The sequence below is a fragment of the Clostridium sp. UBA5712 genome (assembly GCF_002419845.1).
GTDB lineage: Bacteria > Bacillota > Clostridia > Clostridiales > Clostridiaceae > Clostridium_J > Clostridium_J sulfidigenes.
The window spans coordinates 449,047-462,664 of the sequence record NZ_DIGW01000011.1 but is presented as its reverse complement, the minus strand read 5'-3'; the positions used below and the strand labels follow the sequence as shown (position 1 = coordinate 462,664).

Sequence of the window (13,618 nt, the reverse complement as noted above, 5' to 3'; positions counted from 1 at the left end):
GAGTATTTAATATGATGAATTGGAACTTTAGAAATATACGTAGTATAATTAGGGTATCTTATTGTAATTTAGGAAGGAATGGATATAAGCTGTGATCGATATAAAGCTTGAAACATTTATTACTGTGGCTGATACAAAGAACTTTACACGGGCTGCCAGCATATTAAATATGACTCAACCTGCAATTTCTCATCATATAAAACTTTTAGAGGAATATTACAATGTGAAGTTATTAGAAAAAAAAAATAAGAACATGGAGCTTACGGGGGCAGGAAGGATACTTTATAAGTATGCTTTAGAAATTGATAAAATAAGTAAATTAGCAAAAAACCATCTTTCAAATGAATCATCTATTATAAAGAGATATAATGTAGGCGCAACTCTTACTATAGGGGGATATGTACTTCCATCTATCATAGGAAATTATAAGGTGAGCAACAAAAACATAGATGTAATACTTCATGTGGAAAATACAGGGAATATAATCCAAAAACTCTTTAGTGGTGAGATTATATTGGGTGTTATAGAGGGCCCCTTTGATAAAAGTAAGGTGATTTATGAAAAATTTAAAGATGATGAACTAGTATTTGCTATTTCAAAAAGTCATGAAATGGCTAAGAAAAAGAAAATAACAATGGATGAAATTCTTTCAGAAAAACTTATACTAAGAGAAAAAGGATCTGGGACAAGGCAGATATTTGAAGATTATATGGTGCAGCAAGGATTTGAACCTAAGAATATTAATCCTTATATGGAAATTGGAGATATAACGGCAATTATGTCTTTAGTAGAATCTGGACTTGGAGCAACAGTGGTATCAAAGGAAGCATTAAATTCACCATTGATGTGTAAAAAATTTAAAGCATTATCAATCAAAAATATGAAAATGAAAAGAGAATTTAATTTTATATATTTAAAAAACTCAAATATGGATTTTATAAAGAACTTTATTGATTTTTGTAAAAAGCAATGTGATGAGACTGAATTAGAATAAAACATCTTCTAATTTAGTCTCTATTTTATATTAAAGTTATCCTAAGTATAAAGAATCTTTATCTTACTATAACTAATCTTAAGTTCACTTTGTAAAATTGCAGAGATATAATAAACATGAAAATAGTACAAGGATATGACAAGTGCAGAAAGATTAACAATTAGAATGTCAATACAATGAAATAAAGAAGGGTAGTGAAGAAAATGGCAGTAATAGCATCAGCAGAAGAAAAATCAAAATTAAAGGGTCAAGGATTTCTTCCACAAAGAGATGGAATACACTTTGCATGTAGAGTTATAACTGAGGACGGATGCTTAAATTCAAAGGAAACAAGAGTCCTTTCTGAAATATCAGAAAAATATGGAAGAGGATATATGAGTTATACTACAAGACTTACAGTAGAAATTCCATGGATAAGATTTGAAGATATTCAAAAGGTAAAAGAAGAGCTTAGTGAAGCAGGACTAGAAGGGGGAGGGACGGGTCCGAGAGTTAGACCTGTAGTAGCGTGCAAAGGAACCGTATGTATATTTGGGCTTTTAGATACACAAGAATTAGCAAGGAAAATACATGAAAGATTTTATAAAGGATATTACAATGTACTTTTGCCACATAAGTTTAAAATAGGTATAGGTGGATGTCCAAATAACTGTATAAAGCCAGACTTAAATGATTTTGGCATAATGGGTCAAAGAGTACCAGATTGTAATGAGGATTTATGTTTAGGATGTAAAAAGTGTTCAGTAGAAGAGGCTTGTAAAAAAGGAGCAGCAAAAGTTATTAATGGAAAGCTTCAAATAGATAGGGAGAAGTGTACAAACTGTGGACTTTGTATAGATAAATGTCATTTTGGTTCAATGGTATGCAAAAAAGATGGTGTAAAACTATTTATAGGTGGGAAATGGGGTAAAACTCCAAGACGTGGTGAACCATTGAAAGGGGTTTATTTATATGATGAGGCTATGGATATAATAGAAAAAGCAATTTTATATTATAGAGATAACGGAAAAACTGGAGAAAGATTTGGTGATATGGTAGAGAGAATTGGATTTGAAGAAGTATCTAAAGGAATACTAGGTAATGAAATTCTAAAAGAGAAAGAAGAAATATTAAAGGCAGAGGTCCACACCAAGAGAAACTATTCCTGTTAATTAAGATATAGAAATAAAAAAGTAAGCTAGGTTTAAGTTGAAATACTTGTACCTAGCTTGTTTTTCTATTGTAGATTATTTAATAAAAATTTAAGTTTTTCTCTTAAGTCTGATACTTCATCTAAAGAAAGACCAGTACTACAGAACATCTTTTCAGGTATTTTTGAAGCTTTATCCTTCATTGAAATACCTTTATCTGTTAGTTTCACATATACATTTCTTTCATCTTGAGAAGCTCTTATCCTTTGTATTATATCCATGGATTCAAGTCTTTTTAATACAGGTGTAAGGGTTCCAGAATCCAAATAAAGTTTCTTGCCTAACTCTTTTACAGTTATATTATCCTCTTTCCAAAGGACTAAAAGGGTAATATATTGAGTGTAAGTAATGCCAAGTTCATCTAATAGTGGCTTATAACTTTTTATTATAGCTTTTGAAGAAGCATATAAAGCAAAGCATAGTTGCTTATCAATATCTAAGTGTTCATAACTCATATTAGAAACCTCAGTCCTATAAAATTTTTTCTATCTCTGGAATCATATCCATAGGATCTACAGGAGATTCAAATCTATTTACTATATTTCCATCTCTGTCTATTAAGAATTTAGTGAAGTTCCACTTAATACTATTACCAATAATATACTCAGGGTATTTTTCTTTCAAGATGTTATCTAGTAGTCTTCCGCTAGGGGTACTTAAATCAAAACCCTTAAAAGGCATAGAATTACTTAAAAACTTGAATAGGGGATGAGCTGTCTGTCCCTTAACATCTACCTTTTCAAATAATGGGAAGGTAACACCATAGTTTAACTGACAAAATGCTTTTACATCATTGTTATTACCAGGTTCTTGTTCGGCAAATTGATTACATGGGAAGCCTAAAATTTCTAGCCCCATATCCTTATATTTTTTATAGATATTTTCTAAATCAGAATATTGAGGTGTAAATCCACATTTACTAGCTGTGTTTACAACCACTAGAACCTTACCTTTGTATTTTTCTAAAGTAGTTTCTTCTCCGTCTATAGTTTTAACTTTAAAATCATAAATATTCATATATATTTCTCCTTTTATGATGGGTATATAGTGTAATACAAAATAGCTAACAATTAAATTGTGCACAATAGATATCTTTAAGTTAATATTACAGTGGAATCTTAAGTATGTCAATATGAAAATAAAATTAATTTAAAAATATTGCATAAAATTTATACTAAAAAACTATTATTATAGTAGTAATTTAAAAGAGGAATAATTATGTGTAATTTTCTAAGAAATAAAGAAGAATTGGCTATCTCCTATGCAAAAAGAGCTATTGAAGAAGTACAACAAGGTAAAAAGGGGAGAATCAATGCTATATGGTTAGAGATATCAGGGTGTTTTGGAGAAGTAATTTCTCTGTTAAATGGAGATGAACCAGATGTTATATATATGCTAAAGGAATTTGTTAATATGATTTTCTTTGGCAGTATAAATGGAGATGAGGGACAAGAAAGCTATGAGAGAATATTTGAAATTTTGGATACTGAATATATATTTTTAGTTTGTGGCGCAGTACCATTAAGAGATAATGGTCTATTTACTACTGTTGCTACCTATAATGGAAGAAAAATAACAGCAATGGAGGCGGTAGAAACTATAGCTAAAAACGCTAAATATATTATTTCTGTGGGAACATGTGCTTGTTATGGAGGACCTACTGCAGCAAGACCTAATATATCTAATGGAGTTAGCATATCAGAGTTTTTAAAAAGAGATGACATTATTAGAATACCAGGTTGTCCTGCAAATCCTGTCTGGACTATGGGGATTTTGGGTTATATTACATCCTATGGTATGCCAGAAGTTGATAGTGATGGAAGACCAAAGGCTTATTATGGAGAGACAATTCATGACAATTGTCCAAGAAGAAGGTTTTTTGATAATGGGATATTTGCTAAGAAATTTGGAGATCCAGAATGTTTATTTTCTCTAGGGTGCAGAGGTCCAATAACCCATGCATATTGTCCTGTAAGTCGATGGAATGGCACTGATAATTGGCCTATCGGGGATAATACTAATTGTATAGGCTGTGCAGGCCCTAGATTTCCAGATGGAACAGAGCCTTTTGTAAAATATGGAGGAGTTTAATTATGACTAAGATAGTAATTGATCCATTGACTAGGGTAAGTGGACTTTTAAATATAGAAGTAAATGTAGTTAATAATAAGATTATAGATGCAAAAAGTAGTGGAAGTCAGTTTAGGGGATTTGAGGAGATGTTTAAAGGTAGATATCCCTTAGATATTATAAGACTGGCTCCAAGGGTATGTGGAATTTGTTCTACCCATCATGCTGTAGCTGCTACTTTATGTCTAGAAGATGCAATGAAAGTTACACCTGATTTTAATGGAAAAGTAGTTAGAGATATTGCTAACGGATTTGAATTTTTGCAGAATTATTTGAGGCACATATATTTTTTCGTATTTCCAGATTATGTAGATATAGTTCATATAAATCCGTTGTATAAAACGGAAAGTGCTAAAGCTGCTGATTACAGGTTATCTAGAGAGGATACAAAAAGAATAAATGAAGATTACTTAGGAGCAGTAAGGTATAGTAGAGAAGCACATAGAGCTGTAGCTGAATTAGCTGGAAAAGTTCCTCATTGTCATGGCATTTTTGTAGGTGGCACAACTACCAATATTGATATACCACAAATAGAAAACATTAAATATAGTATAAAAGTAATAAAAAGTTTTATTGTAGATAAGCTTATACCGGATGTATATACTATAGCAGCCACTTATGAAGATTATTTTAAAATTGGTGATGGATATAAGAATTTTATGAGTTATGGATTGTATGACAATTACTTGCATCCAATTAAAATGGTATCAACTGGAGTAATGATAAATGGAATTAGAGAAGAATTTCAGTCTAGCAATATAGCAGAAGATATTTCTAAAACTTGGGTAGAATCAGATTTGCAAACTTTAATACCAGGAGAAGACAATAAAATCACCTATAATCCTTATAAACCAGAAGCATATAGTTGGGTTAATGCACCTAGATATAAGGGGAATCCTATGGAGGTTGGGGCACTAGCTAGAATGACTTTAAGTGGTGACTATAGTGGAGGAGTATCTATTATGGATAGAATAATTGCTAAATCAATAGAGGCGAAGAGACTTTGTGAAGCTATAGAGGGATTAATAGATTTATTAAAACTAAAAAAGGCTTATCAAGAGCAATGGGAAATACCTGAGGAATCAAGAGGCGTTGGATTAATAGAAGCAGAGAGAGGATCCCTAGGACATTGGTTGTCTATTAAAAATAAGTTAGTACACCACTATACTTTAATACCACCTTCATCTTGGAATTTATCACCTACTGATAATAGGGGAATAAAAGGGCCAGTGGAAGAAGCGTTGATAGGAACGGAAATAAAAGATATGGTCCATCCAGTAGAAATAGGACGTATAGTAAGAAGCTTTGATCCATGTTTAAACTGTGCCGCACATGTAACCAGTGATAAATATGAGCCTATAACAATAAATATACTATGATAAAGATTTTTGCCATAGGAAATATTATTTTGGGTGATGATGGTATAGGAGTAAAGGTAATGGAGTTCATAGGGGCCCAACTGGAAAGCTATAGCAAAGAAGTTAAGGTATTAATAGTTGGAATTGATTATATATATTATTTAAATGAAATTAATAAGGAAGATACTGTTATTCTGGTAGACAGTACCTACTTTGGAATTGAACCTGGCAGAGTTTCAGTCTTAAATTTAAAGGAATGTGATAAATTTATTAACCCTTGCAGAGATATGCATAGTGAAAATCTTTTGAGGGTTTTAAGAGAAGAATATAGAGAAATTGCTGGATATTTAGTTGGTATTGAAGTGGAAAAGGTGAATTATTCCTTAGAGTTATCTAATACTTTAAAGGATAAATTTTCTGAAATTACTAAAAAAGTATTTAGGGAAATTAAAAGGATAATTGGTGATATAAATGCATGAAATTTCAATAATTAGTTACGTTATAGATATGGTTGAGAAACAGTGTATTAAAAATAATATAACTAAGGTATCAAAAGTATTTTTACAAATAGGAGAATTTTCTTGTATAGATAATTCCTCCATTGATTTTATTTTTAAAGAAATGAGTTCAGGGAGTTGTTGTGAGGGTGCAAAACTTATTATAGAAAAGTTATTAAGTAAGGCATATTGTAATAATTGTCATAAGGAATTTCCTTTAAAGACTACAAATAGAAAGTGTCCTATTTGTAATCAGATAAGTAATGAAATAACTTCAGGTTATGAAATTTTACTCTACAGAATAGAAGGAGAATAAAGTGATTAGAAAAGGAATTATAGTTAAAGGGACAGTTCAAGGCGTAGGATTTAGACCTTTTGTATATAGAATAGCTTTAGAAAATCAACTATCAGGTTGGGTGAATAATACAAGTAAGGGAGTGGTTATGGAAATTCAAGGAGCTGAAGTAGGTATAGATAATTTTTTAACTAACCTTAAGGAAAGGGCACCTGAGTTAAGTAGTATTGAAGAAGTAGTAGTTGAGAATAAAAAAAGCCTAAAGGATTATAAGGAGTTTCTCATAGTAGAAAGTACCGAAGAGAAGGGGAGGACTTTAATTTCTCCAGATATAGCTACATGTAAGGAGTGTGAAAAAGAGCTAGGGGATAGTAATAATCCAAGAAGATATTTATATCCTTTTATAAATTGTACAAATTGTGGTCCTCGATTTTCAATAATAAAAAATACTCCCTATGATAGAGAATATACTTCTATGGATAATTTTATTATGTGTGACAAATGTAAGAAAGAATATGAAAATCCTGATGATAGAAGATTTCATGCAGAGCCTACCTGTTGTTCCTCTTGTGGTCCAAGAGTAATCCTCTTAGATAATAAGGGGAGCCCTATAAAATCTAGCGATAAATTTGAAAGTGTGAGAAAGTATTTAAGGGAAGGAAAAATAATTGGAGTTAAGGGCATAGGTGGTTTTAATCTTGTTTGTGATGGAAATAATGAACTAGCTATAGAAAAACTAAGGCTTAGAAAACATAGACCAGATAAGGCATTAGCCCTTATGATGAAAGATATAAATGTAGTAGAAAAATATTGTTATGTAAATAATGAAGAAAAAGAAATTTTAACAGGAAATAAGAAACCTATATTGCTTTTAAAGAAAAAGAACAATAAACTACCAACTAATATTTCTTTTAATAATAAAAGACTAGGAGTAGTATTACCCTATTCTCCCCTTCATTATTTAATATTTGGTAACAACATAGATATTTTAGTTTTTACTAGCGGGAATCTAAGTACTATGCCAATAATATATGAGGATATAGAGGCTATAGACAATCTTATGGAAATAGTAGATTATTTTTTTATTCATAATAGAGAAATTAATATGCCCGTTGATGATTCTGTAGTTCAAGTAATTGGTGGTTACGGTAGGGTTATAAGGGCTGGTAGAGGTTATGCCCCTTACTATAATAAGTATATATTCAAAGAAAATATCCTAGCCTTAGGATCTCAATTTAAAAATTCATTTTCTCTTGGAAGTGGAGATTGTATTTTTACAAGTCCTTATATTGGAGACATGGAGGGAGAAGAGAATTATTTAAGATTTAATAGAGTGTTAAAGCACATGAAGAATATTTTTAAAGTTGAACCGAATACAATTATTCATGATATGCATCCTAATTATTGGAGTAAGAATTATTTAGATAAAAACAAGGTGAAAACTTTAGGTGTTTATCATCATCATAGTCACATAGTGAGCTGCATGATAGAAAATAAAGAAAAGGATAAAGTTATAGGGATAGCCTTTGATGGAGTGGGATATGGAGAAGATGGAAACCTTTGGGGAGGAGAGTTTTTAATATGTGATAAAAAGAACTTTATTAGGGGAGCACACTTAAAATATATTCCTTTGCCTGGAAGGGATAGAGCAGTAAAATTTCCATGGAGAATTGGACTATCTCTTTTGTTTGGAGTTTTAAAGGAAGAGGAGATTGAAGAAGCTGCTTGTAAATATTTTTATGGTATGGAATCAAGGATAATTATTAACATGCTAAGAAAGAATTTTAATTGTCCACTAACTTCTAGTATGGGAAGACTATTTGATGGAATTGCCAGTCTTTTAGATTTTAACAAAGAAGTATCCTATGAAGGAGAGGCTGCTATGTATGTTGAAAGCTTAGCAGAAGATTTCATTGATTCTTTAAAGGGTACTAATAATTATGATTATATAAAAAGGTGTGAGAATATATATCAATGGGAAATTAGTGGTAGCCTGCCTTATATTATAAATATAAATAATATAATTAGAGGCATTATAAAGGATTTAAATAATAACATTGATAAAGGGTGTATAGCTCTAAAAGTTCATAATACTATAATAGATTTTTCAAATAAAATTTGTATTAAGTTAAGAGAAGAATATAGCCTAAATAAGGTAGCTTTAAGTGGAGGTGTATTTCAAAACTCTATTTTATTAGAAGGAATTGAGACGTCGTTGAAGGACAGTGGATTTCAAGTTATAACCCATAGATTAATACCTTGCAATGATGGGGGATTGTCTATAGGTCAGATAGTTATTGGAAATGAGTTATGTAAGGAGAATTAATATGTGTGTAGCCATTCCAGGAAAGGTATTAGAAATATGTGAAGGTAATTCCTTAGTTGAATTTGGGAGTTTAAGAAAAAAAATTAATACTAGTCTAATAGAAAATTTAGTTGTTGGAGAATATGTTTTGGTTCATGTTGGTTGTGCCATTGAAAAAATAGAAGAAAAAGAGGCTATGGAGACTTTAATAATATTTAAGGAGTTAATGGGAGACTTTTAGTATGTTTTATAGAGATGAAGGAAATTCAAGGGAAATTAATTTGGCAATTAAACTATTAAAAAACATAAAGGAAAGGTGTAAGGAAAACATAAATATAATGGAGGTTTGTGGTACACATACACGAAGTATTTATAATTCAGGTATTGATAAGCTGTTACCACCTAATATTAGGTTGTTATCAGGACCAGGATGTCCTGTTTGTGTAACAGATGAGAGCTATATAGATCATGCCATAGAGTTAAGTGAGAAAAAAGATGTAATAATAACTACCTTTGGCGACATGATTAAAGTTCCAGGGAGTTGTAGCTCATTAAGAGAACAGATGGCTAAAGGAAGAAAGGTAGAAGTTGTATATTCCCCATTAGATGCTTTGAAGATAGCAATAAATAATAGAGATAAGATTATAGTTTTTTTAGCTATAGGCTTTGAAACTACAGCACCTATAATAGCTCTTACAATAAAAGAAGCATTAGAGAAAAATGTAAATAATTTTTTTATTTTGAATTCTCTAAAGGCTATGCCTAAGGTTATGTCTACCCTAATTTTAGATGAAGAAGTTAAAATTCATGGATTTATATGTCCAGGACATGTAGCAACAATAATTGGTTGCAGACCCTTTGAGAGATTATCTAATGAGTATAAAACTCCTATGGCTATATGCGGCTTCAAGGCTATAGATATATTAGTTGGGATACTTTATATCATATATAAAAAAGAGAGAGGTAATTACGGATGTGAAAATTTATATAAAGGTTTTGTTTATCCAGAAGGAAATAGAAAAGCACAAGAGATATTAAATCAGGTCTTTGAAACTTCATCTAGTTTTTGGAGGGGTTTTGGAGAAATAGACGGTACAGGATATAAACTAAGAGAGGAATATAGCTACTTTGATGCTAGAAATAAATTTTCTTTAAAAAATAAAATTGTAAATAAAAATAATCAGTGTATTTGTGGAGATATATTAAGGGGAATAAAAAGTCCTATGGATTGTAATGCTTTTGGAAAGATGTGTACACCAAGGACTCCAATTGGTCCATGCATGGTATCTAAAGAAGGAAGTTGTGGTATTGTATACAGTACAAAAGAATTGTAGCTTATAAGTTTAACATAGAATAAGGTAACAAGTTTAATTATATGCATATTTAAATTATTTTGAAGTTTAATATTAGGAGGAGCTATGGAAGTTATAACATTAGCCCATGGGAGTGGAGGAGAGGAAACGTATAAATTAATAAAGAATGTATTTCTAAGGTATTTTAATAATGATATATTAAAGGAACAAGGGGATTCAGCTATATTAGATATGATTAAGGGGAAAATAGCAGTAACTACAGATAGTTTTGTGGTAGATCCTCTGTTTTTTAAGGGGGGAGATATAGGGAAACTGAGTATTTGTGGTACTGTGAATGATTTGTGCGTAAGTGGTTCAACTCCCATATATATATCTGCTGGTTTTATTCTTGAAGAAGGATTAGAAATTAAAGATTTAGAGAAAATAGTAAAATCTATGGCTGATACTGCTAATAAAATAGGAGTTAAAATAGTAACAGGAGATACTAAGGTTGTACAAAGAGGAAAAGGTCATAAAATTTATATTAATACAACAGGAATAGGATATATAGAAAAAAATAATTATCAGTTAAACATAAAGGAGATAAAAGAAGGAGATGCAATAATTATAAGTGGTACTATTGGAGATCATGGCACATCTATTATAAATGAAAGAGAAAATTTAGATATAGAGTCAGGTTTAAAGAGTGATTGTGCTGCTCTTAATGAACTAACAAAAGCTATAATGGATACTAGCAATGAAATTAGAGTAATGCGAGATCCAACTAGAGGAGGGTTAGCTAACACTTTAAAGGAGTTAGTGAGCACTAGTGGAAAGTCTATGGAAATATGGCAAAAAGATATACCTATAAGAGAGGATGTAAGGAATTTTTGTGATCTTTTAGGATTTGATCCTCTTTATATGGCTAATGAAGGCAAGTTAATTTGTATTGTAAGTAATAAAGATGCTCATAGGGTTTTAAATGTAATTAAATCAAATCCTTTAGGAAGAGAAGGCGCTATTATTGGTAAGGTACTAGATGATGGCAAAAGTAAATTATATTTAAAAACTTACATTGGAGGAACTAAGGTTTTGGGAATGCTACAAGGAGAATTAATCCCAAGAATATGTTGATTGATTTAAGAAGTGAGAGAAATTTTGCTTCTTTTTTATTATTAAAAATACCTATATTCAATAAAAATATAATTAAATTATTTATAAAGATAAATAAGATGTACTCGAGTATATAATAGTAAGTTTTATAATATATTTTGTAATTAAATTTAAAGAAAGGATTAAAGAAATATTTTTATAGATTAAATATTATAGATTTTTAAGTAATTTAATCATTATTAATAATAAGTATATAAATTACAAAAATATATAAATTAAAAAAATTATACACTTAGGAGGAAAAAATATGAAACATAAGAAACTTAATAAGCTTAAGAAATTTAAATTACAGAGCATTAGAGTCAAACTTATAGTTATACTTTTACTGATTTGTTTAGTACCAGTTTCCGGAATGGGAATAACTATATACTCACAATCAAAATCAATTTTAAGCGATAAGCTTGAAACTACAAGCAGACAAACAATTTTAGAGGTGAATAGAGGAATAGATAACTATTTTATCGGCATGTCTAAGTCTATAGAGCTACTATCTAATAATATAAATATTGTGGAAACGGAAGATAAAGAAGAATACTTTAAATTTGCTAAACTATTAATGACAGATGTTAAAAATTCGGATGAAGATATTCTAAATGTATTTATGGGAACAGAAAAGGGGAAATTTCATATTTACCCAGAAGCAAATACTGACGCTAATTATGACTATAAATCTAGACCATGGTATAAACTGGCTATGGAAAATAAAGGTCAAATAGTGATAACTTCACCATATAAAAGTGCAACTACTGGTGAAAATGTAGTAACTGTAGCTAAGACTATAGAAAAAAATAGCAATGTAGTTGGAGTTGTAGGAGTTAATGTAAGTTTAAAAAATCTTTCTGATGGATTATCTGAGATTAAGGTAGGAAACGAAGGGTACATGTATGTATCTGATTCAAATGGTAATTTAGTAGCACATCCTAATAAAGAAATCATAGGTACTGATGAAGCTGCTAAGCTTTCTGTTTGGAGTGACATAAGCTCAAATAAAGAAGGATTTACTGAATATGATTTTAATGGGGAAAAGAAGTTTGCAGTTTACACTACAAGTCAATTAACAGGCTGGAAAATAGTAGCATCTTTGGATGAGAAAGAACTATTAAAGGATACACAAAATATTCTAAATATAATTATACTAACCTCAGGAGTAATAGCTATAATAGCTATAGCAGTATCTTTAATATTTAGTAATTCTATATCAAAGAATATTAATAGATTATTGACGGCTTTTAACAAAGTTAAAGATGGAGATTTAAGGGTTAATGTTAATATAAAGTCAAGAGATGAATTTAAAGACTTAGGTGAAAATTTCAATGGAATGATAGAAAACATATCATCATTAATTAAAAGCGTTAACAAGTCTTCTAATATAGTTTTAGAAACTTCATCAAATTTATCTGCTATAGCCGAGGAAACTAGTGCTTCTATCAGTGAAGTAGCAAGAGCTATAGAAGATGTGTCTGGTGGAGCCATTGAACAAGCTAATAGTGCTCAAGACGGAGCCACAGCTATAATTGAATTATCAGAGAACTTAAAATTATTAAATGAAGCTACAGAAGCTATGGGTGCGGTATATGAAAATGCTAATCACCTAAGCAACAGAGGATTGACCATGGTAGATACATTGATAGAAAAGTCTAATGATACAAGGGTTTCCACTAATAAGGTTTCAGAGTTAGTTATAGATATGGATGAAAGTACAGAAAAAATAAATTCAGTATCAGATACTATTTCTCAGATTACAGAACAAACTAACTTACTTTCTCTTAATGCATCTATTGAAGCAGCTAGAGCTGGTGAAGCTGGTCGAGGTTTTGCAGTAGTAGCAGAAGAAATTAGAAAGCTAGCAGAGCAATCAAAGGATTCTACTATGGAAATTAAGAAGATAGTGGATGATATAAAAACTAAGACTAACATTGCTGTTGTGGCTATTAAGGATACTGAAAAAATTGTAGAGGAACAAGATGGTGTAGTAGACGAAGCAAAGGCTGTATTTAACGATATAATGGCAGGAGTGCAAGATTTAATAAGTAAAGTTACTGAAATTAGTGAATATATAGTAGTTATTAATAAAAAGAAGGATAATGTAGTAACTCAGATAGAAAATATATCATCTATATCACAAGAGACTGCGGCGTCTTCAGAAGAGGTTACTGCTTCAACAGAAGAGGTAACAGGAATTTCAGAGGAGCTTACGGGTCATGCTAATGAGTTACAACATATGTCTGAAAAACTAAAAGAAATAATAAATACTTTCAAATTTGAATAAAGATTATAAGAGAAGGAATATGGAATAAGCTGTATTCCTTCTTATTTTATACAAAAGTTATTTAATAAAAGGATAAATTTTTTTCTCAATAATATGTATAATATGTAATAGAAAC

Annotated in this window: 13 protein-coding genes; 11 read left to right on the top strand and 2 right to left on the bottom strand. The window is 30.5% G+C overall.

Going from position 1 to position 13,618, the window contains the following annotated elements; all coding sequences use genetic code 11:
- Positions 1-91: 91 nt before the first annotated feature.
- Positions 92-994: a LysR family transcriptional regulator gene (locus B3B03_RS08455; protein WP_346876992.1), complete on the top strand. Its 903-nt coding sequence runs from the start codon at positions 92-94 to the stop codon at positions 992-994.
- Between the two features lie 203 nt (positions 995-1,197).
- The gene (locus B3B03_RS08450; RefSeq protein WP_346876991.1) at positions 1,198-2,145 is read left to right on the top strand and encodes a 4Fe-4S binding protein; all 948 of its coding nucleotides are present in this window, start codon (positions 1,198-1,200) and stop codon (positions 2,143-2,145) included.
- 65 nt (positions 2,146-2,210) lie between these two features.
- Here B3B03_RS08450 and B3B03_RS08445 read toward each other — a convergent pair whose 3' ends face one another.
- Positions 2,211-2,639 carry a MarR family transcriptional regulator gene (locus tag B3B03_RS08445; RefSeq protein ID WP_346846481.1) on the bottom strand — a complete coding sequence of 143 codons (429 nt, stop codon included), beginning with the start codon at positions 2,637-2,639 and terminating at the stop codon, positions 2,211-2,213.
- A 16-nt stretch (positions 2,640-2,655) separates the two neighbouring features.
- Positions 2,656-3,201 (bottom strand): glutathione peroxidase, encoded by a 546-nt coding sequence (locus tag B3B03_RS08440; RefSeq protein WP_346876990.1) that lies wholly within the window; start codon positions 3,199-3,201, stop codon positions 2,656-2,658.
- A 201-nt stretch (positions 3,202-3,402) separates the two neighbouring features.
- Here B3B03_RS08440 and B3B03_RS08435 point away from each other — a divergent pair, with 201 nt between their 5' ends.
- The 9 genes from B3B03_RS08435 (at position 3,403) to B3B03_RS08395 (ending at position 13,503) form a co-directional block, all read left to right on the top strand.
- Positions 3,403-4,275 carry a hydrogenase small subunit gene (locus B3B03_RS08435; protein ID WP_346846483.1) on the top strand — a complete coding sequence of 291 codons (873 nt, stop codon included), beginning with the start codon at positions 3,403-3,405 and terminating at the stop codon, positions 4,273-4,275.
- Between the two features lie 2 nt (positions 4,276-4,277).
- Complete coding sequence (locus tag B3B03_RS08430; RefSeq protein ID WP_346846484.1) at positions 4,278-5,693, top strand: nickel-dependent hydrogenase large subunit; 1,416 nt, start codon at positions 4,278-4,280, stop codon at positions 5,691-5,693.
- Positions 5,690-6,151 (top strand): hydrogenase maturation protease, encoded by a 462-nt coding sequence (locus B3B03_RS08425; RefSeq protein WP_346846485.1) that lies wholly within the window; start codon positions 5,690-5,692, stop codon positions 6,149-6,151. The genes B3B03_RS08430 and B3B03_RS08425 overlap by 4 nt, the downstream gene beginning before the upstream one ends.
- Positions 6,144-6,485, top strand: a complete 342-nt coding sequence (gene hypA / locus B3B03_RS08420; protein WP_346846486.1) for a hydrogenase maturation nickel metallochaperone HypA — start codon at positions 6,144-6,146, stop codon at positions 6,483-6,485. Before B3B03_RS08425 ends, hypA begins: the two co-directional genes overlap by 8 nt.
- 1 nt (position 6,486) lies before the next feature.
- Positions 6,487-8,790 (top strand): carbamoyltransferase HypF, encoded by a 2,304-nt coding sequence (hypF, locus tag B3B03_RS08415; protein ID WP_346876989.1) that lies wholly within the window; start codon positions 6,487-6,489, stop codon positions 8,788-8,790.
- Between the two features lies 1 nt (position 8,791).
- Entirely contained in the window at positions 8,792-9,010 is a 219-nt protein-coding gene (locus B3B03_RS08410) for a HypC/HybG/HupF family hydrogenase formation chaperone (RefSeq protein WP_346846488.1), read from the top strand.
- 1 nt (position 9,011) lies between these two features.
- Entirely contained in the window at positions 9,012-10,103 is a 1,092-nt protein-coding gene (hypD, locus tag B3B03_RS08405) for a hydrogenase formation protein HypD (protein ID WP_346876988.1), read from the top strand.
- 84 nt (positions 10,104-10,187) lie between these two features.
- Positions 10,188-11,195 (top strand): hydrogenase expression/formation protein HypE, encoded by a 1,008-nt coding sequence (hypE, locus tag B3B03_RS08400; RefSeq protein WP_346876987.1) that lies wholly within the window; start codon positions 10,188-10,190, stop codon positions 11,193-11,195.
- Between the two features lie 286 nt (positions 11,196-11,481).
- Positions 11,482-13,503 carry a methyl-accepting chemotaxis protein gene (locus B3B03_RS08395; RefSeq protein ID WP_346876986.1) on the top strand — a complete coding sequence of 674 codons (2,022 nt, stop codon included), beginning with the start codon at positions 11,482-11,484 and terminating at the stop codon, positions 13,501-13,503.
- Positions 13,504-13,618 lie beyond the last annotated feature (115 nt).